Origin of the sequence: Pseudomonas fragi (genome assembly GCF_900105835.1) — a bacterium.
Lineage (GTDB): Bacteria > Pseudomonadota > Gammaproteobacteria > Pseudomonadales > Pseudomonadaceae > Aquipseudomonas > Aquipseudomonas fragi.
The window spans coordinates 2,444,491-2,470,571 of the sequence record NZ_LT629783.1 but is presented as its reverse complement, the minus strand read 5'-3'; the positions used below and the strand labels follow the sequence as shown (position 1 = coordinate 2,470,571).

The 26,081-nt window shown below is 61.9% G+C and carries 25 protein-coding genes; 12 read left to right on the top strand and 13 right to left on the bottom strand.

From position 1 onward, the window contains the following. Positions 1 to 150: 150 nt before the first annotated feature. Positions 151 to 1,551 carry a purple acid phosphatase family protein gene (locus BLU25_RS11370; protein ID WP_016783505.1) on the bottom strand — a complete coding sequence of 467 codons (1,401 nt, stop codon included), beginning with the start codon at positions 1,549 to 1,551 and terminating at the stop codon, positions 151 to 153. 351 nt (positions 1,552 to 1,902) lie between these two features. Between BLU25_RS11370 and BLU25_RS11365 the strand changes: the two genes are divergently transcribed. From BLU25_RS11365 to BLU25_RS11320, 10 genes are all read left to right on the top strand, one after another. Then, a complete protein-coding gene (locus tag BLU25_RS11365; protein ID WP_016783504.1) occupies positions 1,903 to 2,814 on the top strand; it encodes a TauD/TfdA dioxygenase family protein in 912 nt (303 codons plus the stop codon). A gap of 36 nt (positions 2,815 to 2,850) precedes the next feature. Then, positions 2,851 to 3,945: an ABC transporter substrate-binding protein gene (locus tag BLU25_RS11360; protein ID WP_016783503.1), complete on the top strand. Its 1,095-nt coding sequence runs from the start codon at positions 2,851 to 2,853 to the stop codon at positions 3,943 to 3,945. A gap of 164 nt (positions 3,946 to 4,109) precedes the next feature. Then, positions 4,110 to 5,012 (top strand): ABC transporter permease, encoded by a 903-nt coding sequence (locus BLU25_RS11355; RefSeq protein WP_083369642.1) that lies wholly within the window; start codon positions 4,110 to 4,112, stop codon positions 5,010 to 5,012. Then, positions 5,009 to 5,797 (top strand): ABC transporter permease, encoded by a 789-nt coding sequence (locus tag BLU25_RS11350; protein ID WP_016783501.1) that lies wholly within the window; start codon positions 5,009 to 5,011, stop codon positions 5,795 to 5,797. The genes BLU25_RS11355 and BLU25_RS11350 overlap by 4 nt, the downstream gene beginning before the upstream one ends. 26 nt (positions 5,798 to 5,823) lie before the next feature. Beyond that, complete coding sequence (locus tag BLU25_RS11345) at positions 5,824 to 6,588, top strand: ABC transporter ATP-binding protein (protein WP_016783500.1); 765 nt, start codon at positions 5,824 to 5,826, stop codon at positions 6,586 to 6,588. A gap of 31 nt (positions 6,589 to 6,619) precedes the next feature. After that, positions 6,620 to 7,951: an LLM class flavin-dependent oxidoreductase gene (locus BLU25_RS11340; protein WP_016783499.1), complete on the top strand. Its 1,332-nt coding sequence runs from the start codon at positions 6,620 to 6,622 to the stop codon at positions 7,949 to 7,951. 136 nt (positions 7,952 to 8,087) lie between these two features. Continuing rightward, a complete protein-coding gene (locus BLU25_RS11335) occupies positions 8,088 to 9,122 on the top strand; it encodes an ABC transporter substrate-binding protein (protein ID WP_016783498.1) in 1,035 nt (344 codons plus the stop codon). Continuing rightward, positions 9,122 to 9,997, top strand: coding sequence for an ABC transporter ATP-binding protein (locus tag BLU25_RS11330; protein ID WP_016783497.1), 876 nt, complete (start codon positions 9,122 to 9,124; stop codon positions 9,995 to 9,997). Before BLU25_RS11335 ends, BLU25_RS11330 begins: the two co-directional genes overlap by 1 nt. A gap of 2 nt (positions 9,998 to 9,999) precedes the next feature. Beyond that, complete coding sequence (locus BLU25_RS11325; RefSeq protein ID WP_016783496.1) at positions 10,000 to 10,779, top strand: ABC transporter permease; 780 nt, start codon at positions 10,000 to 10,002, stop codon at positions 10,777 to 10,779. Then, complete coding sequence (locus tag BLU25_RS11320) at positions 10,772 to 11,587, top strand: type 2 periplasmic-binding domain-containing protein (protein WP_016783495.1); 816 nt, start codon at positions 10,772 to 10,774, stop codon at positions 11,585 to 11,587. Before BLU25_RS11325 ends, BLU25_RS11320 begins: the two co-directional genes overlap by 8 nt. A gap of 106 nt (positions 11,588 to 11,693) precedes the next feature. Here BLU25_RS11320 and BLU25_RS11315 read toward each other — a convergent pair whose 3' ends face one another. The 7 genes from BLU25_RS11315 to BLU25_RS11285 are packed head-to-tail and all read right to left on the bottom strand — an operon-like array spanning position 11,694 to position 19,934. Continuing rightward, a complete protein-coding gene (locus BLU25_RS11315) occupies positions 11,694 to 12,920 on the bottom strand; it encodes an acyl-CoA dehydrogenase family protein (protein WP_016783494.1) in 1,227 nt (408 codons plus the stop codon). 25 nt (positions 12,921 to 12,945) lie between these two features. Then, on the bottom strand, positions 12,946 to 14,652 hold the full coding sequence (locus BLU25_RS11310; protein ID WP_016783493.1) for a dipeptide ABC transporter ATP-binding protein: 1,707 nt from the start codon (positions 14,650 to 14,652) through the stop codon (positions 12,946 to 12,948). Further along, positions 14,649 to 15,527 carry an ABC transporter permease gene (locus tag BLU25_RS11305; RefSeq protein ID WP_016783492.1) on the bottom strand — a complete coding sequence of 293 codons (879 nt, stop codon included), beginning with the start codon at positions 15,525 to 15,527 and terminating at the stop codon, positions 14,649 to 14,651. Before BLU25_RS11305 ends, BLU25_RS11310 begins: the two co-directional genes overlap by 4 nt. 14 nt (positions 15,528 to 15,541) lie before the next feature. After that, positions 15,542 to 16,528, bottom strand: a complete 987-nt coding sequence (locus BLU25_RS11300) for an ABC transporter permease (protein ID WP_029611729.1) — start codon at positions 16,526 to 16,528, stop codon at positions 15,542 to 15,544. Continuing rightward, positions 16,521 to 18,149: an ABC transporter substrate-binding protein gene (locus BLU25_RS11295; protein WP_083369641.1), complete on the bottom strand. Its 1,629-nt coding sequence runs from the start codon at positions 18,147 to 18,149 to the stop codon at positions 16,521 to 16,523. Before BLU25_RS11295 ends, BLU25_RS11300 begins: the two co-directional genes overlap by 8 nt. Before the next feature lie 21 nt (positions 18,150 to 18,170). Further along, positions 18,171 to 19,310 carry an LLM class flavin-dependent oxidoreductase gene (locus BLU25_RS11290; protein ID WP_016783489.1) on the bottom strand — a complete coding sequence of 380 codons (1,140 nt, stop codon included), beginning with the start codon at positions 19,308 to 19,310 and terminating at the stop codon, positions 18,171 to 18,173. Positions 19,311 to 19,346: 36 nt separating this feature from the next. Next, on the bottom strand, positions 19,347 to 19,934 hold the full coding sequence (locus BLU25_RS11285; RefSeq protein ID WP_016783488.1) for a helix-turn-helix domain-containing protein: 588 nt from the start codon (positions 19,932 to 19,934) through the stop codon (positions 19,347 to 19,349). Between the two features lie 281 nt (positions 19,935 to 20,215). On the opposite strand from BLU25_RS11285, the gene BLU25_RS11280 reads away from it, so the two are divergent. Beyond that, positions 20,216 to 21,238, top strand: a complete 1,023-nt coding sequence (locus BLU25_RS11280; RefSeq protein WP_016783487.1) for an aldo/keto reductase — start codon at positions 20,216 to 20,218, stop codon at positions 21,236 to 21,238. A 141-nt stretch (positions 21,239 to 21,379) separates the two neighbouring features. Here the strand turns inward: BLU25_RS11280 and BLU25_RS11275 are convergent, their stop codons facing one another. Next, entirely contained in the window at positions 21,380 to 21,928 is a 549-nt protein-coding gene (locus tag BLU25_RS11275) for a cupin domain-containing protein (protein WP_016783486.1), read from the bottom strand. A gap of 215 nt (positions 21,929 to 22,143) precedes the next feature. Then, positions 22,144 to 22,917, bottom strand: a complete 774-nt coding sequence (locus tag BLU25_RS11270) for an AraC family transcriptional regulator (protein ID WP_016783485.1) — start codon at positions 22,915 to 22,917, stop codon at positions 22,144 to 22,146. A gap of 118 nt (positions 22,918 to 23,035) precedes the next feature. On the opposite strand from BLU25_RS11270, the gene BLU25_RS11265 reads away from it, so the two are divergent. Continuing rightward, positions 23,036 to 23,917, top strand: a complete 882-nt coding sequence (locus BLU25_RS11265) for an amino acid metabolite efflux pump (RefSeq protein WP_016783484.1) — start codon at positions 23,036 to 23,038, stop codon at positions 23,915 to 23,917. A 43-nt stretch (positions 23,918 to 23,960) separates the two neighbouring features. On the opposite strand, the gene BLU25_RS11260 is transcribed toward BLU25_RS11265, so the two are convergent. From BLU25_RS11260 to BLU25_RS11250, 3 genes are all read right to left on the bottom strand, one after another. Next, positions 23,961 to 24,344 (bottom strand): VOC family protein, encoded by a 384-nt coding sequence (locus BLU25_RS11260; RefSeq protein ID WP_016783483.1) that lies wholly within the window; start codon positions 24,342 to 24,344, stop codon positions 23,961 to 23,963. Between the two features lie 81 nt (positions 24,345 to 24,425). Next, positions 24,426 to 25,376, bottom strand: a complete 951-nt coding sequence (locus tag BLU25_RS11255; protein WP_016783482.1) for a D-2-hydroxyacid dehydrogenase — start codon at positions 25,374 to 25,376, stop codon at positions 24,426 to 24,428. Next, entirely contained in the window at positions 25,373 to 26,044 is a 672-nt protein-coding gene (locus BLU25_RS11250; RefSeq protein ID WP_196884572.1) for an RraA family protein, read from the bottom strand. Before BLU25_RS11250 ends, BLU25_RS11255 begins: the two co-directional genes overlap by 4 nt. Positions 26,045 to 26,081: the final 37 nt, after the last annotated feature.

The following is a 26,081-nucleotide window of genomic DNA, read 5'->3' as shown; positions in this document are numbered from 1 at the left end:
TAGCTGAAACCCTTAAGCCCCTCACCCCAACCCTCTCCCGGAGGGAGAGGGGGCTGATCAGTGGAGATTTTGAAACCGCGTTCGGTCAGTTCCCTCTCCCTCCGGGAGAGGGGTAGGGTGAGGGTGCTTTTAGTCTCTAAGGGCGCGCGATTACTTGGCCCTTGAGCTGCAGGCAAATCCATCAGGGCCTGCCGTTTGCGTGCAGGCGCGTTCGGCGGGCAGGTTTTTCACCGGCTCGCGCAGGGGGTTGCGGTTTTTGCCGTCGCGCTCCAGGTCAAAAGCGTCATACAGCTTGCCAGCCGCGGTGTAGCTGCGCACCTTGAGCCTTGAATCCTGCACGTCGACGGTCTGGTACAGCTGGGTTTCTTCGGCACTGCGGTCCGGCTGTTGATGCGCCCGGTCATTGAGGCCATACATCTTCGAACCCGCCACCGACACCATATACACCGGCCCCTGAACCTTGCCGCCCGCCCGTGCGGCTTTGGCCGCAACGCGCCCGGCCTCGTCGCTCACGCGGCTATAACAGTGGTCATGGCCCTGCAGCACCAGGTCCACAGCGTAGCGCTCGAACAACGGCTTCCAGGCGGTTTTCAACGGCTCGGTATCTTCAGGGCGGGCGCAGGTAAATACAGGCTGGTGAGTGACCACGATATTCCAGCGCGCGGGGCTGTTTTTCAGGCTCTGCTCAAGCCAGCGGGTCTGTTGATCAAGGGTGCCCATATCGAGCGCCGAGGTGCCATCAAGGACGATAAACCGCACGCCCTGATAGTCGACAAAATACGTGGTGTTCTTCACCCCTTCGACGCCGTTTTGCGGCAGGGCGAACTGGCGGCTCCAGTGCGGCCCGAGGGTGCGGGTTTCGCTGCCGTCGGGGTTGAGGCCGTCGAGGTATTCGTGGTTACCGGCGGCCAGTACCTGGGGGATCATCGCGTAGTTGAACCCGCCTGCCTGGTTCCATTCACCCCATTGGTCGTCGTGTACCAGGTCTTCGCGTTGCGATACCAGGTCACCGGCATGCACGATCAATGCGGGGTTGGCCACGCTCTGCAAGGCCTGGCGAATGCTGCGTGAAGCCAGTGACAGAATGTCGTTCTGCACGTCGCCCATGTAGATGAAGTTGAACGGCTTGAAGCCCTCGGCCGCAGTGTGGAACTGCAGCCACTCGCTCCAGCCGTCGCTGCCCTTGACCCGGTAGACATAGGCGGTGCCCGGCTGCAAATCGTGCAGGCGCACCTGATGGAACAGCGCCCCGCCGTTCTCGTTGTCCAGGCTGATGCTGGTGCCTTCGACCTCAAGCGCCGCCTTGGCCAGTTGCGGGCCATCGAGGGCAGGAGCCAGTTGCAACTGGCTGGCCTGCTGGCGGGTATCGGTGCGGAATGTAACGGCCATTTCCCGAGCCGGATCGGCCCCGGGGGTCAGCACGATACGGTCGGCCAGGCCTGTGGCGGCATAAGGCGCGCCGGGGGAGTGGGGCAGTGGCGCGGCAGGCTCTGCCGAGGCGCTGTTGATCACGGAAAAAAGCGCGAGGGCCAGTAATGTGGGGCGAATCATGGGGACTCCTGGAAGGCTGGATGCCCGTCAAGGAAACAAAGCCCCATGACACCGGGATGACGGCGGGGGTCGATTCGGCTCAAGCAAACCCTGCCTTGCGCCCGGCTCACGGGCACAAGCGGTGCAGACCTTGGGGCAAAGGGGGTCGTATCAGATCAGCCGATCTCACACCTGAATGATTGAAGTGGTTATGACCTTACAACCAAATAACTTAGAACTTTTTAGTGGCCTGTAAACAGCCTGACTTCTATAAAAGTGCTCGTCTATCGTTAGACTAAAAAGTGATTGGCTGCCCGAGTTTTTATGCCTTTATGATCTGTTCACAACAACTCGTGAAGCAGGAGTGGGGCGATGACTATTCAAGTAAAACCCGTAGCGGGTCGAATTGGTGCACAACTTGAAGGCGTAAAACTGGGCGGTGATATCAGTGCCGAAGCATTCGAGTTTATTAATCAGGCCTTGTTGAAACATAAAGTCCTGTTCTTTCGCGACCAGCATTTAAGCGACGCCGAGCACGAAGCATTCTCCCGCCGCTTCGGCGACCAGGTGCCCCACCCGACCGTACGTTCTGCCGAGCAAAGCGCCGCCATCCTGCACCTCGACGCCAAGGAAACCCGTGCCAACTCCTGGCACACGGATGTGACCTTTGTAGCCAATTATCCAAAAATCTCCATCTTGCGCGGTGTGGTCATTCCACCTTATGGCGGCGATACCGTGTGGGCTAATACGGCCTCGGCTTATAACGATTTACCCGAGCCGTTAAAACAACTTGCGGACAACTTGCGCGCCCTGCACACCAATGTTTATGACTATTCGACGCCTCGCGGTACCGATGAATCCGGCCTTAAGCGTTATCGCGAACAGTTCACCGCCCAAGTGTATGAAACCGAACATCCGCTGGTACGGGTTCACCCGGAATCGGGCGAAAGAAGTTTGCTCCTGGGCCACTTTGTCAAAGAGATTCAGGGCGTCAGCAGCAACGACTCCAGACAACTGATCCGCCTGTTCCATGACCGTATTACCCATGTCGACAACACCGTGCGCTGGCGCTGGCAGGAAGGTGATGTGGTGATCTGGGACAACCGCGCCACCCAGCATATTGCGATCAACGACTACGGCGATGCCCCGCGCATCGTGCGGCGCACCACCATCGACGGCGATGTGCCGGTGGGGGTGGATGGCCGCCTGAGCCAGGCGCTCAAGCCGACCCCGGACACCCGCTCGCCGAAAACCGAAGCCGACAAAAAACACCTCGCCGCCTGACGGGCCGCGCCTTATTGCTTCAAGGAAGACCTGCCCATGGCCACATTCAAAGTAAATGCCCTGTTGCGCAAGACCCGCATTGCCGCCGTGCTGGCGGCGGTCATGGCTGTTCCGCTGGCCGAGGCCGATGTGTTGCGCGTCGGGGTGGCGAGCGCCGGTGGCGGTGATCCGGTTACGTTCAGTGGCTCGCCGCTGGGCATCGTGCGCAACCAGCAATTGCTGGAGAAAGCGTTCGCTGGCACCGGCACCGAAGTGCAGTGGTTCTTCTTCAAGGGCGCTGGCCCTGCGGTCAACGAAGCCTTGTCCAACCAGCAACTGGACTTCGCCTACCAGGGTGATCTGCCGGCGGTGGTCGGGCGCTCCAACGGCCTGGACACCAGGCTGCTGGCGGCCCTGGGGGTGCGGGCCAACCTCTATCTGGCAGTGCCCAAGGGCTCTGACATCAAGACCATCGAAGACCTCAAGGGCAAGAAGGTCGCGGTGTTTCGCGGTACCAACGGCCACTTGGTGTCGATCAACCTGCTGGCCGCACACGGCATGACCGAGCGCGATATCAAGGTGATCAACCTCGATGCCGGCAGCACCCAGGCAGCCCTGGTGTCCAATGGTGTGGACGCGGCCTTCGGTGGTCGCGAGCTGTTCAAACTGCGTGACAAAGGCCTGATCGATATCGTTTACGACAACCCGGAGCAGGATGTGCGCTACACCCGCCAGACTGCCCTGGTAGTGCGTGGTGCCTATGAAAAAGAACACCCGGGCAATGTGCAAAAAGTCGTCGATACGTTGGTGGATGCGGCGAAGTGGACGTCCGAAGACAGCCATCGTGATGAAGTTTTCGCCGAGTGGGCCAAGAGCAACGACCCGGTGGACTCACTGCGCGCCGACTTTACCGGGGTGAGTTTGCGGGACAGGAATTCGCCGCTGATCGACACCTTTCTGCTGAGCCGCTACCAGGCGGTGGCGGAGCAGGCCAAGGACGAAAAACTGATCCGCCGCCCGGTGAGTATCGAGGGCTGGTTTGAGCCCGGCTACCTGCAAACCGCCCTCAAGGCCAAAGGCCTGGAGAACTTCTGGACAGCCTATGGCGCAGACGGCAAGCAGCCAACTGGCAACACGGTAGCGGGCAAGTAACTGCATACCCCCATGGGAGTTACCCCTGTGGGAGCGGGCTTGCTCGCGATTGAATCGACGCGGTGATCCAGACCAACCGTGTCGTCTGCATCGCGAGCAAGCCCGCTCCCACAAGGGTGCCCACAGGGACTCCGTTTTTTGTAGCAAGCAAGGGAGCCAGGCACATGGCCAGGGCACAGACCGTCACACCGCAGCAGTACGCACCGGCGCTACCCAAGGACAACGTCAAGCGTTTGCCGCCGGCACCGACGCGCCCGGTACGCAGGGTCGAAGTGCCGCGCACCTCGGCCTGGGCCGCCACTCTGGGTGACCGGGCCTTGCCCTGGCTGTTGCCGCTGGCCCTGCTGGGCCTGTGGTACCTGGGGGTTGAGCAGGGCTGGCTGTCAGAGCAGGTCTTGCCGCCGCCTGCCTATGTCTACGACACCCTGTCGGATCTCTTTGCTTCTGGCGACTTGTGGATAAATGCAGCCGCCAGCCTGCAGCGGGTAGTGGTCGGCTTTGCCCTGGGGGGCGCGATGGGTGTGGCGTTGGGGCTGGCGATGGGGCTGTCGAAAACCGTCGAGGATTATTTGCTGCCCACCTTCAACGCCATTGTGCAGATCCCGGTGCTGGGCTGGCTGCCGTTTGCCTTGCTGCTGTTCGGTATCGGCGAACCGCTCAAGTACGTGCTGATTGCCAAGGCTGCATTGGTGCCGATCACGCTGTGCACCCTGCAGGCTTTCAAACAGGCGCCCCAGGGCTTGCTGGAAGCCGGGCGGGCCTATGGTTTCAGCCGTTGGCAGAGCGTGGTGTTTATCGTCTTGCCTGCGGCCATTCCGACTCTGTTCACCGGGTTGCGCCTGGGTTTTACCAAGGCCTGGCTGTCACTGGTGGTGGTTGAACTGGTGGCGTCGAGCGAAGGGCTGGGTTACCTGATTGTTTATGGTCGCCAACTGTTCCAACTGGATCTGGTGATGGCCGCCGTGGTGGTGGTCGGGGCGATCGGGCTGGTGATCGACCGTGGTTTTGATTATGCCGAGCGCCGCCTTAATCGTGGCCGCGCACCGGTAGCGGGGCGCCTGTCATGAGCAGCGCACTGGCTATCAGTCATGGCAGCAGCCGTCGCTATCGCGGCTGGGTGTTACCGATCAGCGTCGTTGCCCTGTGGTGGCTGGCCTCACATATGGGCTGGAGCCAGTCCGGGCTGCTGGTTTCACCGGAGAAAGTGGCGGCCACGGCCTGGGACCAGATCGCTTCGGGCAAGTTCTGGCGGGCCATCAGCGCCAGCCTGACGCGCAACCTGAGCGGCTTTTTTATCGGCACCACCCTGGGCCTGGTGCTCGGTTGCCTGCTGGGCCTGTCGCACACCTTCGAGCGTTTGGTAGGCCCGAGCTTCAACACCTTCAAGCAAATTTCGCTGTTCGCCTGGATCCCGCTGATCTCGGTGTGGTTCGGCCTGGGTGATGTGGCCAAGGTGGTGTTTCTGTCGCTGGCGGCGCTGGTGCCGGTGGTGGTGAATACCTGCGACGGCCTGCGCAATGTGCCGCCCAACCTGCTGGAAGTGGCGCGTGTGTACCGCTTCAGCCGCTGGCAAACCATCGTCGGGGTCATGCTGCCTGCCGCTTTGCCGTCGATCTTTACCGGCCTGTATCTGGCGCTGGTGTACTCGTGGCTGGCGACCATCGGCGCCGAATATTTGCTGGTATCGGGGGAGGGCATCGGCAACACGCTGATCGATGGCAGCGAGCATTTCATGATGGACCTGGTGCTGTTCGGCATGGTGGTCATCGGCCTGGTGGGCTGGAGCCTCAATGCCCTGGCGCGGATTTTTGAGCGACGCATGCAGCGCCTGTACGGCATTGATCCGCGTTGATCGGCACTTATTAAAAGGATTGCAGCATGCTCAATAACAGCCTGACCCTGGAAAACATCAGCAAGCGCTTTGCATCCCGCCCGGGCAGCACCAGCCAGTTGCAAGTGCTGGACAATATCCAGCTGGACATCGCCCCTGGCGAATTTATCAGCATTGTCGGCGCCAGCGGCTGCGGCAAGTCCACCCTGCTGCGCCTGATTCTGGGCCTGGACGAGGAGTATGAGGGGCGCATCCTGCTCAATGGCCAGCCCATCGACGGCACGGGGCTGGAGCGCGGCATCGTGTTTCAGGACCATCGCCTGTTCCCCTGGCTCAACGTTGAACAGAACGTTGCCGTGGCACTGAAAAACTCGCCCCTGAGCACCAAGGAAAAGCGCGACACCGTGCGCGAACATATCGAGCTGGTGGGCCTGCAGGACTTTACCGACGCCTACCCGCACCAGATTTCCGGGGGCATGGCCCAGCGAGTGGCGATTGCCCGCGGGCTGGTCAATCGCCCCAGCGTGCTGCTGCTCGACGAGCCCCTGGGCGCCCTCGATGCCCTGACCCGTGCGCGCTTGCAGGGCGAGCTGCAAAACATCTGGGCCAAGGAAAAAATCACCATGATCCTCGTGACCCACGATGTGGACGAGGCGGTGTTCCTCGGTGATCGCGTGGTGGTCATGCAGCCCAACCCCGGACGTATCCGGCGCATTCTCGACATTGACCTGCCACGCCCTCGCAACCGCAGCGACAGCCGCTTTATCGCCCTGCGCGACGACGTGCTGAGCGACTTCGCCGAACTGCATTGAACCCCCGCTCCCTGAATTCAGAGAACAGAACATGTCCGAACGTCAGCTCAGCCTCAACTTGTTTATTTACCCCAACGGCCATCACGAAGCCGCCTGGCGCCACCCGCAGTCAGTGCCGGAGTCGTCCATGGATATCGGCTATTACCAGCAGTTGGCGCTGCGTGCCGAGCGGGAAAAGCTCGATGCGATTTTCTTTGCCGACTCGCCGTCCCTTGCTGAAAGCGGCCGGGAGGGTTTGCGGATCCGCTTCGAACCGGTGACCTGGCTGGCGGCCATTGCGGCAGTGACCCAGCGTATCGGCCTGATCGCCACGGCCAGTACCACCTACAGCGAACCCTACAACCTGGCGCGTTCGTTCAGTGCGCTGGATCACCTGAGCAAGGGCCGTGCGGGTTGGAACATTGTCACCACGTCGATGGCTGCCGCCGCGGCCAACTTTGGTCTTGATGAACACCCTTCGGCCCATGACCGCTACGCCCAGGCCGAAGAGTTCGTGCAAGTGGTCGGTGACCTCTGGGACAGCTGGGAAGACGACGCGCTGGTGCTGGATAAAACCGCCGGGGTATTTGCCGACAGTGACAAAGTGCATTCGATCAACCATGTGGGGGCCTACTACAAGGTCAAGGGGCCGTTGAACTCGCCGCGTTCGCCCCAGGGGCGACCGGTGCAGGTGCAGGCCGGTTCATCCGAGGATGGTCGTGATTTTGCCGCCAGGCATGCTGAAGCCATCTTTACCGCGCACCAGACACTGCAAAGCGCCACGGAATTTGCCAATGACATCCGCGCCCGGGCCAGGGCTGTGGGCCGCGACCCGCGCCAGCTGAAAATTCTTCCGGGCATCAGCCCGTATATCGCCAGCACCGAAGCCGAAGCGCAGCGCAAGTTCGATGAACTCAATGAGCTGGTATTGCCCCACGTGTCCCTGGGCCAATTGCGGCGCATGTTGGGTGTGGACTTGTCGGGTCAGGATCTGGACGCGCCGTTTCCCCGCCATTTGATCAACTTCGAGGGTGTTGAAAGCCAGTCCAGCCGCTTCAAGCTGATCATCGATATTGTCGACCGCGAAAACGTCACCTTGCGTCAGTTGATCAACCGTCTGGCGGGCGCGCGCGGGCACTGGGTGCCGGTGGGCACACCGGTGCAGATTGCCGACCTGATCGAACAGTGGTTCCGCAGCGGCGCGGCCGATGGCTTCAACGTGATGCCGCCGGCATTCCCCGATGGCTTTGAAGTGTTCCTCGATGAAGTGCTGCCGATCTTGCGCCAGCGCGGGTTGTTCCGCAGTGAATACGCGGGCAGCACCTTGCGCGAACACTACGGCCTGACTCGCCCTGAATCGCGCTACACCCTGAAAACCGCCTGAACCCGGGCAACTCAACCCTTGTGGGAGCGGGCTTGCCCGCGATGCAGGCGCTGCGGTCTGCCTGTCGAATCACGGTGATGCCATCGCGAGCAAGCCCGCTCCCACAACAGCAGCACTCAACCCACAAGGAGCGGGCATGAACCCGATCAACAACAGAAGAGCATTCCTGCGTAACTGCGCGGTACTGGGCGCGGTCGGCGCTGCGGGTATTCTGCTGCCCGGCTGCGAAAAAAAGGACTCGGGTGCGAGTAAAAGCGCTGCCGTGATCAAGGGCCGCGCTGACCAGATCGTGGATTTCAAATACCCCGATAACCCGTCATTCGACCTGGTCTACGTCGCCGATTCCCTTGGCTATTTCGAAGGCACCCGCGCCCGCCCCAAGTACATCGGCCGTATCGCCGCGCCGCAGGTGATCCCGTTGACCGGCACCGGCGAAATCGACTTCGGTGCGCGCATGGTGCCGCTGGTGATTTCAGCTATCGCCAGTGGCCTGGACCTCAAGGTGGTGGCTGCTGGCGGCAAGACCCTGCAGGACGCCCCGCACATGAAGTACTTCGTGCGCGACGACTCGGGCATCGTCAAGCCCAAGGACCTGGAAGGCAAGACCGTGGGCTTCAACAGCTTTGGCGCCTGCGCTGAGTTCGTCACCAAAAAGTACCTGCGCGAGCAGGGCGTCAATGTCGACAAGATCAACTGGGTGGTGGTGCCGGACAATCAGGGCGAACAAACCCTGGCCACCGGCAATATCGACGTTGCCATCATTCATCCGCCATCGTCCGGCGGCGCCGAGCACAACCCGGCATTGCGCAAGCTGTGGAGTGACTACGATCTGGATGGCGGGTTGGGCGGCATGGCGCCGTACAGTGTGTATGGCAAGTTCAGCCGCGAGAATCCGGAGGCTACCCGCGATGTGGTCAACGCCATCGCGCGTGCGGCCAACTGGGTCAATGCCAACCCCGACGACGCGCGCAAGATCACTTCCGAGCGTATCGGCATGAAGCTTGAGCTGGTGGAGCGCTTTGCCTATATCGACGATCTGGTGGTGACCGAGCCGCCGATTCAGTACTACATCGACATCCTCGAAAACGAAGGCAAGATCAAGAAAGGTTCGATAGCCGTCAAGGACGTCTACACCAACGAATTCAACCCGTTCGCCCGGGGGCATGCCTGATGGCGGAACACAAGATCGTCGCCCGTGACCTCAGCATGGAATTCCAGGCACTCGATGAAACCGGGCATGCAGAGCGGGTGCCGGTACTGGAGGGGTTCGACCTGCAGGTCCGCGAAGGTGAATTCCTGTCCATTCTCGGGCCGTCGGGCTGTGGCAAATCCACCTTTATGAACATCCTCGCCGGGCTTGCCCACAAAACCGGTGGCGACCTGCTGGTGGATGGTAAACCCCTGCAAGGCATCAACCGCAATCAGGGCGTGGTGTTCCAGGGCTATGCATTGCTGCCCTGGCGCACGGTGCTCGACAACATTGCCGTGGGCCTGGAAATCCGCGGCGTGGGCAAGGCACAGCGACTGGAAACCGCACGCGAATACCTGGAACTGGTGGGCCTTAATGGCTTCGCCTCGCGCTACCCCCACGAGTTGTCGGGTGGCATGCGCCAGCGCGTGGCGATTGCCCGTTCGCTGGCCTACAACCCGGACGTGCTGTTGATGGACGAACCCTTCGCCGCTCTCGACGCGCAAACCCGCGAGACCCTGCAAAGCGAATTGCTGCGCATCTGGGGCACGCACAAAAAAACCATCGTGTTTATTACCCACAGCCTGGACGAAGCGATCTTCCTGTCGGACCGGGTGGCGGTAATGACCCAGCGTCCGGGGCGAATCAAGGAGATTTTCGATATCGACCTGCCGCGTCCACGCCAGCCGGAACTGCGTAACACCCAGGCCTTTGTGCACTACCGCCAGCGCGCCTGGGAAGCGTTGCGTGATGAGGTCGCAGACATCGCCCGCGAGCCGGCAGTGCCGGCAGTGCCGGTGCGGCAGCAGAACTGGCAGAGCATCGCGACCCTGGGCGGTTATCGGATTGGAGTGTAAGCATGGGCTTTAAATTGACTTCACGGCGGGTGATCGACAGCTCGGTGGGCATCGTCCTGTTCCTCGCCCTGTGGGAGGCTTTGCCGCAATTGGGCGTGGTCAATCCCGGCTACTTGAGCCCTCCTTCAGCGGTGCTGGGGGCGGTGCTGGACCTGGCCAGCAGCGGTGACTTGCTCAAGCATTTGCAGGCCAGCCTGCTGCGCTCCTTTGCCGGGCTGCTGCTGGCGATCGCTTGCGGGGCTAGCCTGGGGCTGGTGATGGGCTGGTTTGCACGGGTCGAAAGTGTGCTCGATCCGTTACTGCAGTTTTTTCGCCAGACCTCGGCGCTGGCATTGTTCCCGGTGTTTATCCTGTTTTTGGGCATTGGTGAATTGTCCAAGATCGCGATCATTTTCTGGGCGTCGTTCTGGCCGATCCTGTTGAGCACCATCAGCGGCGTGAAGCAGGTCGACGGGCTGCTGATCAACTCGGCGCTGTCGATGGGCGCGAACCGCTGGTTCCTGTTTACCAAAATCGTACTGCCGGCGGCGTCACCGTCGATCTTTACCGGGATTCGTCTGGCGGGTGCGTATTGCATCACGGCGCTGGTGGCTGCCGAGATGATTGGTGCTCATTCCGGGCTGGGCTTTTTGACGCTCAATTCACAGGAGGTGTTCCAGATCCCCAGCATGTACGCAGGCATTTTGCTGCTGGCGGTGGTGGGTTTATTGCTCAACTTCTTGCTGGCCTTGCTGGAGCGACGCTTTACCTACTGGCGCCGGGGTTTGCGCCACGGTGGTTAGGTGGCTGGCGGCGGCGGGTATTGGCGTGGTGGCGCTGGTCGCCTGGCAATGGCCTGCGGCACCGGGCGATATGCCCCGGGGGCCGCTGTTGCAGGCGGCCGAACAGCGCGGGGTGTTGCGTGTAGGTGTACGCAGTTATCCACGCCCGAGCCTGGGGCAAGAGGCGCTGGTGGCCGAGCCGGATGAGCTGGACAGTCAATTGGCTGAGGCCCTGGGGGCTTACCTTGGCCTCAAGGTGCAGTTGCAGGCTTTGCCTCAAAATGCCCCGTTGAGTGACGACCGGGTCGACCTGGTCATCGCCGGCAGTCTGAAACTGCCGGTTGAGGCTGACCGGGTGGCGAGCCTGCGGGATTTACCGGTGCAGTACCGTGAGGGTGCGTTGCTTGGTTTGCGCAATGCCCCCGCTCGACCTGTGCGTGGGCAAAGTGTATGCGTGGCAGTAGGGAGTCCGTGGGCGCAAACCTTGCGGCAACAGGGCGCCGAGCTGCGTACTTATGTGTCGTCGATTCGTGCGGCGGTGGCGTTTATGGCGGGCGAGTGCAACCTGCTGGCTGAAGAGCGCAACAGCTTGCTGGCGCTGGCACAGGCGCCGGACTGGCGCTTCTATGCGCTGTTGCCGCAGACCTTGAAGGCAAGCAGCGATGTACGGGTTTACCTGCCCGTAGTCGACAAGCAAAGCCGCGCGCTGATCAATGCTGCGCTGCGCGACTGGCAGGCCCGTGGCGGCCAGACCCGTGCGTGGGAGCTGCGCAGCAATGCGTTGCTGGTGGACAGCCTGAAGATCGGCGACGGGCTGGTGTGTCATTGAGCGACACCACGCCACGGTGGGAGCGGGCTTGCTCGCGATACAAACGGTGTGGTCTGCCAGGCAAACCGCGTCGATGCCATCGCGAGCAAGCCCGCTCCCACAGGGTTTACTCCGCCACACCAATACGCCATTGCGCCGGTGGCGGTGTGCCGTTGACTGCAAAATCCCCCACGATGCGGCTCTTGTAGATGCGCGGGTTGTGCGACGACAGCGTGCGCGCATTACGCCAAAAACGGTCCAGCCCCAGCGGCTTGAGGGTCGCCGACGCACTCAGGGCATCGAACAGGTCGCCACTGGCCTTGATGATCAAGTCCGAGACAATGGTTTGCGACTGCGCCACTTCCAGTTCGGCAATATTCACGGCGTGGCTCAGGGCTTGTTCGTCATCCTTCAAATGGGCTTGATGGGCCCGCTCTAGCGCCTGGAAGTTCTGCGCCGCAATGGCGCCGGCGGCATAGGCCGCACTGCGCAGGTTGCCCACCACTTGCAGCACTTGCGGATCGTGGGCCACGCGCGGTGCATTGCCGCTGCTGAAGCTGCGGGTGCGCCTGGCCACATGCCCGGCGGTTTCTTCGGCCAGCGCGCGGCCAATCCCGGTCAGGGTCGCCGTGTGCACAGACTGGAAAAAAGCCGGTGAATAGCGAAAGCGGTTTTCAGCCAGGATCACATTGAGCGGGTCCACCGGCACTTCGCGAAAATGCGCGGTACCGCTGGCGGTCAGTGTCTGGCCGAAGCCATTCCAGTCGTCGATTATTTCCACCCCCGGATCATTGGTGCGTACCGTCACCGATACGCGCTGTTCATCCGGGTTGTTGGCGCTGACATCGACCCAGTCGGCATACAGCGCACCGGTGGTGTAGAACTTGCTGCCGCTCAATTGCCAGTGGCCGCCGTGCAGGCTCAGGCGGGTGCCGAATTCCAGCTGTTTGGCATTGCCCACTTCGCCGGACGCCGGGCTGACGGTCTCGCCACGGCCCAGGCGCTCCAGCCACACGCCCTGATATTCAGGGTCGCGACTGTTGAGCAGGTTTTCACCAAAACCGAAGTGCCCGCGCAACGATTGCACCAGGTTGGAGTCGGCCTCGGCCAGTTCGATCAGCAGGTTGAACAGTTCCGGCAGGCTGGCACCGGCACCGCCGTATTCGACGGGTACACGCAGGGTGGTGAAGCCGGCCTCCTTGAGCCATTGCAACTCCTGGAGCGGCAAGCGCCGTTCCAGTTCGCGTTCCACGGCCCCTTCACGAATCTGCGCGAAGATCGGCCGAAAGCGGGCTGCCAATGCTTCGTATCGCGCCGACGGGACGGCGCCCCAGGCTGAGTCTATTTGCGACATGTCATGCTCCTTGGAATTGAGCGGTTCACCAGCCAACGGCAAAGCGCAGGCCGGATACAGGTTGAAGGGCCGGGAGCGGCGCAGCGGCGCCGGGTATCGCCGCCAGCAGGCGACGGGTGTAGGGGTGCCGGGGTGAATGCCAGAGGGTGTGCGGGGTGGCTTGCTCGACGATCTGCCCTTGTTCCATGACCAGAATCCGATCGGCGAAATAGCGCACCACCGACAGGTCGTGGGAGATAAACAGATAGGACAGGCCCAGCTCTTCGCGCAGCTCTACCAGCAGGTTAAGGATTTGCGCCTGGGTCGACACATCCAGCGCCGACACCGGCTCGTCGCAGATCACCAGCCGGGGCTTGAGGATCAGCGCCCGGGCAATGCCGATACGCTGGCGCTGACCACCGGAGAACTGGTGGGGCAGACGCGCCAGACTGCTGCGCGCAAGACCGACGGCATCCAGCATTGCCAGGCGTGCCTGTTGGCGCTGCCCCGGGTCGTTCTGTCCGTGCAGGCGCTGCACGCGGTCGAGAATGGTCTCCACGCTGTGGCGTGGATTGAGCGCGGCATAGGGGTCTTGAAAGATCATTTGCACCTGACGCCGCCAGCTCAGCAACTCCTGGCCTGCCAGTGTCGCGATATCACGCCCGGCAAATTCGATACTGCCGCTGCGGGCGGGCAGCAGGCGCAGCAGGGTGCGGCTGAGGGTCGACTTGCCGCAGCCCGATTCGCCAACCAGCCCCACGCTCTCGCGCTCGCCCACTTCAAGGTTGATGCGGTTGAGCACGGTGTTGTCGCCATAGCCCGTGGTCAGCTCGCTGACCTTGAGCAACGCCGGGTTGCCGGCGGGTGCCCGAGGCTTGCGCCCCGGTCCATAGTGGCTGCTGTTGACGCTGTACCGAGTGGCCTGCCCGGGCTGGCGCTCGACGTTGATTTCAGCCAGGCGATTGCTCAGGTAGTGCTGGTCATGTTCGGCCCCCAGCGAGGCCTGTAACAGGCCGCGCGTGTAGGGGTGTTGCGGGCGTTCGATGAGGGCACGGGTCGGCTGGCTTTCCAGCGCGTGGCCGTCGTGCATCACGATGACCCGGTCGGCGTGCTGGCCAACCACCCCGAGGTCATGGGTGATCAACAGCAGGCCCATGCCCAGCTCGCCGCGCAAGCGCGCCAACAGTTCGAGGATTTGTGCCTGCACGCTGACATCCAGCGCCGTGGTCGGCTCGTCGGCGATCAACAGGCGGGGCTGGCAGGCAATCGCCATGGCGATCACCACCCGCTGGCGCTGGCCGCCGGACAAGTGCTGCGGGTACTCGTGCAGGTGCGCAGCGGGGCGCGGCAGCTGTACCAGGGCAAACAGTTCTTCGGCGCGCTTCCAGGCCTGACGGCGGGTGAGGTCGGTATGCGCGAGCAGGTTTTCGGCGACTTGCTCGCCCAGGGTCAGCACCGGGTTGAGGCTCGACAGCGGGTCCTGGAAAATCATCCCCAGCGCATTGCCCTGCAACTGGCGCATCTGCCGTGGCGCCATGCTCAGCAGGTCACGGCCCTCGAACAGTACCTGCCCGGCCAGCCGGGCGTTGTCCGGCAGCAGGCCCATCAACGCCAGGGCCGTAGTGGATTTACCGCATCCGGATTCACCCACCAGCGCCAGTGTCTCGCCGGCTTGCAGGGTGAAACTCAGGTCTTTGACCGCATCGGCATTGTCGTAGCTCACGCGCAAACCGCGTACGTCCAGCAGGCTCATGGGATATACCGTCGCAGGCGAGGGTTGAGGGCGTCGTTGAGACCGTCGCCCAGAAGGTTGAGGGCCAGCACCACGAAGATGATGGCCAGCCCCGGCAGGGCGGTGAGGTACCAGCCGCTGGCGATCTGTTCTCGACCACTGCCGAGCATGGCGCCCCAACTGGCCTGGTTCGGGTCGCTCATGCCGAGAAAGGCCAGCCCGGCTTCGACCAGGATCGCCTGGGCAATCAGGATCGAAGTGGTGACCACCAGCGGCGCGAGGGCATTGGGCAGGATTTCGCGCAGGATGATCGAGCTGTTGCCAAAGCCCAGGCTGCGCGCGGCAGTCACAAAGTCGGCTTCGCGCAGGGTACGGAATTCGGCGCGCACCAGCCGTGCCACCGTGGGCCATGAGGAGATGCCGATCGCCAGTGCGATGACCCCCAGCGTCGGGTTGCCGATGGCGACGATGACGATGACCAGCAAAAACGACGGCACGGTCTGGAACACTTCGCAGATGCGCATCAGCACATCCCCCAGCTTGCCGCCGTGGTAGCCGGCCAGGGCGCCGACCACGGTGCCGATCAACACGCTGATCAGGGTGGCGCTGGCGGCAATCAGTAAAGACCCGCGGGCGCCGTGGGCGATCCCGGCTGCCACGTCGCGGCCCAGTGAGTCGCTGCCCAGAAAGTAGCCCGGATCGTCGCCGGGCCACAGCATCGGCATGGCAACCATGTCCAGCGGGTCACCGGGGTAAAGCGTGCCGGCCAGTAGTGCCAGGGTCAGCACCAGGGCCAGCATGGTCGCGCCAATCAGGGCCGAGGGGTTGCGCAACAGGGCCGTCCAGACGCTTTCGCTGTAGCCGGTCGGGGCGTTTGGCAGTACGGCAGTGGTCATGGGACAGCTCCTTTTCAGTCGGCCTGGATACGCGGGTCAAGCCAGGCTTGCAGCAGGTCGACGGTGATGTTGATCACCACCACCAGCATGGATGACAGCAACAGGATGCCCAGCAGCAGGTTGTAATCCCGGGACATCACCGCCTCCAGCGTAAGCCGGCCCAGGCCGGGCCAGCCGAACAGGGTTTCGGTCACGGCAGCGCCGCCGAGCAGGGCGGCGAAATGCAGGCCGGCCAGGGTCGATACCGGCAGCAGGGCATTGCGCAACACATGCCGCGACACCACCCGCCACGGCGCCAGACCCTTGGCCCGGGCGGTGCGCACGTAGTCCTGGCGCTGCACTTCGAGCATCGCGGCGCGGGTCAGGCGGGCATACAGGGCGATATAGAACGTGGCCAGGGCCAGCACCGGCAGCACGGCATGTTGCAGGCGGTCGAGCAACCAGGCCGGGCCATGCAGGTCCAGGCCCAGGGTCTGGAAACCGTTGCTGGGCAACCAGCCCAGTTTTACCGAGAACAGCAGCACCGCCATCAGGCCGATCCAGAACCCCGGCGTGGAATACAGTAACAACACCGCCAATGACAGCACACGATCGGGCCAGCGCCCGACCCAGGTGGCCATGATCGTCCCGGCAGCGATGCCGATGGCCAGCGCCAGCCCCAGTGCACCGACCATCAGCAGCAGGGTGTTGGGCAGGCGGTCGAGCACCAGTTGGCTGACCGGCAGGTTGAAGCGTGGCGACAGGCCCAGGTCAAGATGGGCCAGTTGGCCAAGGTAACGTTGCAACTGCTCCATCAGGCTCAAGTCCAGGCCGAAATGGCTGCGCCACTGCAGCAGGGTTTCGGCACTGGCACCGCCCGACTCACCGGCCAGCACATCTACGGCGTCACCGGGGATCAGCCGCAGCAGCAAAAAATTCAGCAGCAGGATGCCGACCACGGTGGGGATGGCCTGCCACAGGGTGCGCCGGGACAGGCGCCACATTCTGCGCCGTTCAAGCATGGGCACCCCCGGTGTCGGCCAGGCGGATATTGGCCAGGCTGCTGTCCAGGCCATTGGCGTCGTCTTCGAAGCCGCTGACCCGGGCGTTGTACACCGACACTTGCTGCTGCATCACCAGGGTGATGGAGGGCACTTCATCGATAACGATCTTCTGGAACGCCTTGAACAGCTCGCCGCGTTTTTGCTCGTCGGTCTCCACGGCGGCGCTTTCCAGCAAGCGGTCGACTTCAGGGTTGTTGTAGTGGGTGCCATTGGAAAACGGCACGCCCTTGCGAAAATTCTTCGACCAGAATAGGCGCTGCACGCCCACTGTGGGGTCATACAGGGTGCCCATGCCGACCACGGCAAAATCAAAGTCGCGGTCGGTGTAGATACGTTTGATATAGGTGGGGAAATCCTGGGCGCGCAGTTTTACCTCGATGCCGATGCGCGCCAGGGCGCTGCGCACATAAGTGGCGGTGCGGCTGTAGCTGTCACCGTAGGGCAGCGGGTCGAGGGTCAGGCTGAAGCGCCAGTTGCCGTTCTTTACCAGCCCGGCTTTGTCCAGCAATGCATTGGCTGCGTCGGTATCGAAGGGGTACGGGTTGGGGCCCTCGTAGACGTAGTTGGCGAAGCTTTTCGGGATCGGCGAGTAGCTGGTTTCGGCGTAGCCGTAGTACACCACTTTGCGGATCACTTCGCGGTCCAGGGCATGGGCAATCGCCTGGCGCACTTCCAGGCGCGACAGCAGCGGGTGGTCCAGGTTGAACTCGAGCATGGTCGGGGTAATGGTGTAGCGATAGCCACGGGTTGTGGCCTTCAACCGACCGGATTTGGTCAGGCGCTCAAGCTCGCTGAGGGGCACCGGGCTTTGCCCGCCCGCGTCCAGCGTGCCGTTTTCGAAGGCCGCCAGCCGTGCCGCGCCATCGGGAATGACTTTGAGGATCAGGGTGTCGACCACGGTGGCCGTCGGGTCCCAGTACTGCGGGTTGCGTTCGTATTCGATAAAGCTGCCGCGTTCCCAGCGCTTGAAGCGAAACGGCCCGGTGCCCACCGGGGCGTTGTTGTGCAGGTTGCTCAGCGGGTCGCCCGCAGCGTACAGGTGCTTGGGCAGGATCGGTGTTTCGCCGCCGGCAAAGCCGCGAATCAGGTAGGGCGCCGGTTTGCTCAGGTAGACGATGGCGGTGTGGTCGTCGGGGGTGTCGACGCGCTCCAGGTTGGCAAAGGTGCTGGAACCCCGGGGGTGAAAACGCTTGATCAGGTCCAGGGAGAACGCCACATCCGCCGAGGTGAACGGCTCGCCGTCATGCCACTTGACCCCTTCGCGCAAGGTGAAGCGGTAGCTCAGACCATCGGGCGCGGCCTCCCAGGCGGTGGCCAGTGCGGGGCGGGCGTTGAGGGCTTCGTCATAAGTGAGCAACCCCTCCAGCACCTTGCTGCTGGCGGTGACGCTGGTACCGGCGGTGGTGTTGAATGAACTCAGGGACGGCGGTTCGGGGTTGATCAACAGGTTGAACACCCGGCGCCCGCTGACGGCTTCACCCGTTGCGTCGGCCAGGGCCGTGGGCAGGAACGGAATGCTGGCGCCGAGCGCGGACAGGGCAGACAAGCCAGCAACGAATTGACGACGGGTAAAGGGCATGGCGTTCTTCCTGGGGGTGGGTTAGCGACGCAGACCGGCCTGGCGCAACAGGGGCAACACGCGCTCGCCAAACTGTTCAAGGTCGGGGGCAAAGTCGAAGAAACTCAGTTGCAGGCCGTCGATACCGGCCTCCTTGAGACGGATGATGTCGCGCACCACGGTCTCGGGGCTGCCGACCAGCTGGATATTGCCGCCCACATAGCGCTCGGCCGGCTGGTGGCCGCGCCAGGCATGGGCATCGCTGGCTTCACGGGCATGGCCCTCCAGCGCACCGGGGTCGCCTGCGGCGGTGATCGCGGCGTGGACTTCCCAGGCTTCGGCATCGCTGTCCCGGCAAATCACCAGCGGGTTGATCAGGGTGCGCACCTGGCGGCCATAGCCACGGGCGGCGTGTTTGATCCTCTGCAAATGCTCGGGCAGTTTCTCCAGCGCGTTTTCGATCTCGGCACTGCCAGGGCTGGTGGTAAACACGATGTCGGAGTGGCGGGCGGCGAAGTCGATGCCTGCGGGTGAGCCGGTGGCGTTGACCAGCACCGGGCGGCCAAAGGACGGTTTGACACTGACATAGGCCTCTTCAAGCTTGTAATGATCGCCGCTGAAATCAAGGTTGTCCGGGCTGTGCCACAGCTCCTGCACCACACGGATAAACTCATCGGCCTGGCGGTAGCGCTGATCGTGCTCGATGGGGGCCTGGCCGAAGCGCCGGTGTTCGCGATGGCGATGCCCGGTCACCAGGTTCAACCCCCAGCGGCCCTTGCTGATGTGATCCAGGGTGGCGCCGAATTTGGCCAGGTGCAGCGGGTGCCAGGGGCCGTAGAGCACATGCAGAGTGGAGATCAGCAAGATTCGCTCAGTCACTGACGCCAGCGCTGCCTGGGTGATAAACGCGTCCAGCGACTCGTCGTGGTAACGGATGTCGCCCCCATAGCCTCCCTTGCCCAACCATTCGGCGAGGGCAAACACCAGATCGAAGCCCAGCGCTTCGGCGCGCAGGGTCAGCTGGCGGTTGTAGTCGAAGGTCCAGGTGGTGCTGCGTGGCAATGCCGAAGGGCTCCAGCCCCCGGACTGCACCGGCAGGAACAGGCCCAGAAACAACGGTTGCTCAAAGGCACGGGACAGCGGGCTTTCAGGAAAATCCAGAGGGGAGGGCTGACGTGACAAGGCGAAGGCTCCAGGCAGGGGATAGGGAAACGCGGGCTATTCCTGCACTTGCGCAGGGCTGGTCAGCAGGTAGGCGACAGCTTCGCTGTTGTGCGGGTTGCGGTAGCGGTGGGGCAGTTCGGCGCGAAACAGGATCGAGTCACCGGCGTGCAAGACAACCCGTTCGTCATTGATGTTCAGCTCCAGAGTGCCCTCGGCAACCAGCAGGTTTTTTTGCACGCCGTGCGGGCTGCCGGGCACCTGTTCCTCGGCCTGTGGCCCCAGGCGCAGTTCGTTGAACGTCACCCCGCCAGCGGCGGGTTCAGCGGGCAGGGCGCGGCGGACAACAATGCCGGCGCCGTCGGGGTCGAGAAATTCGGCGATGGAAACGCTCAGGGCTGTGGCGACTTTGCTCAGCACCTTGACCGAGGGAAAGCTGCGGCCCGCTTCGATCTGCGCAATCATCGCCCGGCGCACACCGCTGGCCTGGGCCAGGGCTTCGAGGGTCAACTGGCGTTTGTCGCGCAAGCGCTGCAGGTTGTGGCTGATACGTTGGGCGATGGGGTCGTCGCCCTGTTGGTCACGCTCGGGCAGGCTAAAGGGAACGCTGCCGCTGCTGTCGAGAAAACCGGTAGGGATATTCATGGGCGTGAACCTGCAACGGAGGCGGTTGCAGATGAATAGTCAGGGCCATGGGGTCGACGGCTCATGATGATTCCTTTTCATGCGGTCCGAAAAGTCATGAGATTACCGAGGGTTTTTTAGATCCATAAATAATTAATTCCGACGTTTAAAGATCCGATTTGAATAAGCGAAAGCCTGATAAAACCGCTCTATGGTTATGCCCCGTTGGGCGTTGACCGCCAGAACAGGGCTGACTACTGTTTGCGCCACTTGATTTCACGATCACCACGCAGGGAGTCAGCATGAGCGACATTCAATACCGCAACCTGGGCCGCAACGGCGTCAAGGTTTCGCCCATTACCCTGGGCACCATGATGTTCGGCGGGCAGACCCCCGACGACGTGGCCCGGCGTATTACCGACCGTGCGTTCGAGCAGGGCATCAACTCCGTCGATACTGCCAATGGCTACAACGGCGGAGCCTCGGAAGAAGTGGTGGGCCGTTTGATCGGTGATCGTCGTCAGCACTGGGTGCTGGCCACCAAGTTCGTCAATCCCAACCCGGGCGGCAGCGGGCCGAACAACAGCGGCGCCTCGCGCCAGAACGTGATTGCTTCGGTGGACGCCAGCCTCAAGCGCCTGAACACCGACTATATCGACCTGTTCTACCTGCACCGCGAAGACCACGACACCCCGGTGGACGAAACCCTGCGCGCGCTGGACGACGTGATCCGTGCGGGCAAGATTCGTGGCTACGGGCTGTCCAACCACCGTGGCTGGAAACTTGCCGAATTCAGCCGCAGCGCCGACCTGCTGGGCATCCAGCGTCCGAGTGTGAGCCAGCCGCTGTACAACCTGGCCAACCGTCAGATTGAAGTCGAGCACTTGCCGGCGGCGGAGCATTACGGGATTGGCGTGATCTCTTACAGCCCGCTGGCGCGCGGCGTGCTCACCGGCAAATATGACCCCGATCAGGCCCCTGGCCAGGACACCCGCGCCGGGCGCAACGACCCGCGCTTGCAGCAAACGGAATGGCGCCCCGAGTCCCTTAACCTGGCCCAGCGCATTCGTGACTATGCCCAGGGGCAAGGCATTACCGCAGGCCAGTTTGCTTTGGCCTGGGTGCTGAACAACCAACTGATCACCTCGGCGATTGCCGGGCCGCGCACCGAGCAGCAGTGGGAAGACTATGTACCGGCGTTGAACTACCGGTTCACCGCGCAGGACGAAGCCTTTATCAATGATCTGGTGGTCACCGGGCACTCATCGACGCCGGGCTACAACGACCCGAGTCATCCGTTTTTTGGGCGCCAGTCGCGGGTGTAAATGAGCGACCGCGTCGTCTGCATCGCAGGCAAGCCAGCTCCCACAGGTCATGTGTTGAACACAAATGCTTGTGTGTTTGTGGGAGCGGGCTTGCTCGCGATGGCATCGCCGCGAGTTACCTGGCAGTGCGCGTCGTCAGGATCAGAAGTTGGCCGGTGTATTCGCGCTGATAATCTCGGCTTCATCCGCGCCAATATTGCGAAAGCGATGGGGCTGGGTGGTCGGGAAGTAATAACCGTCCCCGGCATTCAAAATGCTGATCTGCCCGTCCACGGTCAGTTCAATCGTACCCCGGACCACCAGCCCGCACTCTTCACCTTCGGTATGCACGATAGGCTCTTCCCCCGAGCTGGCCCCTGGCGCGTATTGCTCGCGCAGCAAGCGCATCTGACGGCCCGGCACCGAGGCGCCGATCAGCAGCAACCGCAGGCCATCTCGCCCCAGATCCGGCTGTTCATTGGCGCGGAAGACGTATTGGTGTTCGCGGGGTGGCTGGTTGAACGTGAAGAAATCCGCCAGGGACATGGGGATGCCTTCCAGCAATTTTTTGAGGGAACTGACTGAAGGGCTGACGCGATTCTGCTCGATAAGGGAGATGGTGGAATTGGTCACACCAGTACGCCGGGCCAGCTCGCGCTGGGACAGTTTATAGCTTTCGCGTATGAGTTTGAGTCGTGATCCCGTGTCCATGACAGCCTTGTATGAGTACTACTTAAGGTGATGGGGGGCATGCCGAAAAATCGTACCGTACCCCTGTTCCGCAATCGTGAAAGGCGGCTATTAAATCACGTTTGCGGGTGTTGCTCAGCAGGCTCGCAAACCGCTCTGTACTCGTGTGAAGGCAAGCGCTCTGGCCCGGCTTTTTTAGTCCGGGCGAGGGTGGGGATGGCCTGCTTTCAATTCAACTATTTTGGGAAATACCGGCTGGGCGCTTCGCCCAGTACCCGGCGAAAAGCACTGGTGAAAGCACTCGGGCTGCTGTAGCCCAGGTCCGTCGCTACCCGTGTGATGGCCTCGCCATGCCCCAGGCGCACCACCGCTGCCAACAGGCAGGCTTGCTGGCGCCATTCGACGAAACTGATGCCGGTTTGCTGGCGAAACAGGCGGGTGAAGGTTCGACGACTCATGCCAACCTGGCGGGCCATGTCATCAATCCCGATATCCAGTGACGGCTGCTCCAGCAGTGCGCGGCAGGAACGTGCCAGCCTTGGCTCAGCCGGTAACGGCGCATTGAGCGAAAGAGCTGGCATGGCGGCTATTTCATGGAGCAGCAAATTCATCAGCAGCCCCTCTCTACGGGTTTCGTCATAGAGCGCCGGAATATCCGTGGCCTGGATCAGCAACTGGTGCAGCAGGGGCGATATGCCGAAAACCTGACACTGTGCAGGCAGGCCAAGCCGGGCAGAAGCGGGCCCGCGAATATAGGTGTTCAGCATGGTGACCGGGCCGTTCATGCTCATCTCGTGGGGTACCCCTGCCGGTACCCAGATGGCTCGTTGCGGCGGTACCACCCAGTTGCCCTGGTCGGTATACACCGTGATCACACCGCAGGCTGCATAGGCAAACTGCCCGCGGTCATGCCTGTGCAGGGCAAAGTGCTGCCCGTCGGCATAGTCAATGGCCGTGACGACAGCGTCGCGGGGGATATTTTCGCAGGTGTCGGATTCAATTTTGCGCATGGCCCGAATTTAATGATCTATGACCTGATAGTGCAAGCGGGCCGATGCTGCAAGTGTGCATAGTGGCACTTTGGTTGGTGCATGACGCCGCCCGCCTTGCCACTGGAAGTACAACCCTATGCAAAAGAAACATCTGTTCCTTGCCGTGCTGGTGACGGCCGTTTGGGGGCTTAACTTTCCCGTCACCAAACTGGGTCTGGCAGCTATTGATCCGCTGTTACTTACGGCATTGCGTTTTACCCTGGCGGCTTTGCCGTGGGTGTTTTTTGTCAAACGCCCGCCGATTGCCATCAAGTGGCTGGCCGCTTATGGCCTGATTTTTGGCGTGGCCATGTGGGCCCTGATCAATCTGGGTATTGAATGGGGCGTGCCGCCAGGAACCGCCGCGCTGCTGATCCAGTTCAGTGCCTTTTTCACGATGGGCTGGGGCGTCCTGCTGTTTCGCGAGCAACTGAGCTACGCGCAGATGCTGGGCATGGGGCTCGCAGTGCTGGGGCTGATCAGCATCATCCTGGCCAGCCCCGGCCAGGGCACGACCCTGGGCTATGCCTTGCTGCTGGTCAGTGCATTGAGCTGGAGTGTCGGCAACGTCATCATCAAACAGTCAAAAGTGCGGGAAATGTTTGCCTTTGTGGTCTGGGCCAGTGTGTTCCCGCCACTTCCCTTGCTGTTGCTCACTTGGCTGGCACATGGCTCTGCGCCGTTTACCGCGCTGGTCACGCACTTTGAGTGGGTGGCGTTGTTTTCGCTGTTGTTTCAGGTCTACGCGGCGACGCACTTCTGTTATTGGGGCTGGAATCTGTTGCTGCGCGAGTACCCGGTATCGAGGGTCGCGCCGCTGTCGTTGCTGATTCCGGTATTTGGCATCGCCGGTTCAATGCTGATACTGGGGCACAGGGTGGGGGCCTCTGAAGGCGTTTCGATTGCGCTGATTCTTTCGGCGCTGGTGGTGGGGTTGCTCAAGTGGCCGCGGGGTTTGCGCCTGCTGCCTCGGCAGTAGGCCCGATCCTGTGCGTGGCAGTCTCGGGCCTGCCGAGGGTGATTCAGCTGGGGTGCAGTTCGGAAAGTTCGATCAAGTTCAAATCCGGGTCGCGCAGGTAAACCGAACGAATCTTGCCTGTTGCACCGGTCCGCAGCACTGGTCCTAGAATGATCGGCCAGTCCTCTGTTTGCAGGTGAGCAATAACCTGGTCCAGGCTTTTGCTGGTAATAAAGCACAGGTCGAGCGCCCCGGAGACGGGCAGGTGCGCCTTGGGTTCGAACTCATGCCCGCGAACATGAATGTTGATCTTCTGGTTGCCAAAATGGAGCGCCATCCGACCCTCGCCAAACGCTTCGAAGTGCATGCCGAGGACGCGGATATAGAAGTCTTTGCAGGCCTCCAGATTAACGGTGGTCAGTACCAGGTGATCGAGATGGTGAATCATGGGCTTGCTCCAGAAAACAGTGGGTTCAAGGTTGACAGGTGTTGCGCGATTAAACGTAAAGCCGGGTGCTGACGAGGGGTTTCAGACCCGGTTTGCCGGCTCGCCACGCACAAACGCTTCGATGTTATCGATCAACTGGTCAGCCAGGCCTTGCACGGCTTCATCACTTGCCCACGCCACATGCGGGGTGAGAATAAAGTCGTTGCGATCAACCAGTTTCATCAATGGATGATCCGGGGCAGGCGGTTCTGTCATCACCACATCAAAGCCTGCTCCAGAAATGTGCCCTGCCTCCAGCGCCGGCCCCACAGCACTTTCGTCAACCAGCCCCCCGCGCGCAGTATTGATCAGCAAGGGCTTGCGGCGCATCAGCGCAAACTCGGGGGCACCGATCATGTTGCGAGTTTCAGGCAACAGCGGGCAGTGCAGGGTCAGGATGTCGGCTTCAGCGAGTGTCTGCTCAAACGGAACATACAGCGAACCGAGGCCGCTATGGCCTTTGTAGCCGGCAAATATCACCCGCATACCCAGCCCGCGTGCCATGTTGGCGACGGCCTGGCCCAGCACGCCATCGCCGATGATGCCAATCGTGGAGCCTGCCAGGTCCTTGATCGGATAGTCGAAGAAGCAGAACTGTTGCGCTTCTTGCCAGCGGCCCCTTCGTACCGCTTCACGATAGGCGCAAATACTTCTGCGCAAGGCAAAGATCAGGGCAAAGGTGTGCTCCGGCACCGTGTTGACGGCGTAGTTGCGAATGTTGCTGACAACGATGCCACGGGCCTGGCACGCAGCAATATCGACGTTATCTGTACCCGTCGCGGCAATCGCCACCAGGCGAAGCTTGTGTGCGGTTGCGATCGCCTCTGCCGTCAGCTTGACCTTGTTGAGTACAACGATATCGGCATCGGCGATACGATCAGCCACTTCTTCGGCTGCCGTGCGCCCCCAGGACTGGATTTCATGGCGGAATGAGGGCGTGCGCAGCACGGTCTGCGGCGACAGCGTGTCTCGGTCAAGAATGACGATCTTCATGCCTTGTAACCCTGGCGTTCCAGTTGGGCGTCAATCCAGGTGGTATCCAGGCGCCCCTCTGCGATTTCTTGAACGGTCACCTTTTCTGCCGCGCACTTGGTCAGCGCGGCGTCCAGGATGTATTGCGCAGAATCAAAGGGTACGCAAAGCAAACCGTCAGCATCTCCGAGCATCAGGTCACCCGGGTTGATGACCATGCCGCCGATTGCAATCGGCACATTGATTTCGCCAGGCCCGTCTTTGTACGGCCCCCGATGGGTAACCCCGGCGGCATAGACCGCAAAGGTGCCTGCCTGGATGGCATCGAGGTCGCGAATGGCACCGTTGAGCACGATGCCGCCCAGGCCTCGCTTGATCGCCGTGGCCACCATCAACTCGCCCATCAGTGCGTTGGTAAGGTCGCCCCCACCATCAACCACAATCACGTCACCGGGTTGTGCCAGATGCAAAGCCTTGTGGATCATCAGGTTGTCACCCGGGCGTGCTTTCACGGTAAATGCAGGCCCAACCATCCCCCCGGCTTTGTGATACGGGCGCAGATGGGCGCCGCCAGCGATCATGCGGCCCATGCAGTCGCTGACGTTGGCAACCGGCACAGAGCGGAAGCCTTCGATCAGTGCTGCGGGCAGTTGGCGTGTACGCGGGAGGATTCGAAATCCGATCATTATTATTTCCCATCTTGACGGGGTGAGCGGCCGACGAGGT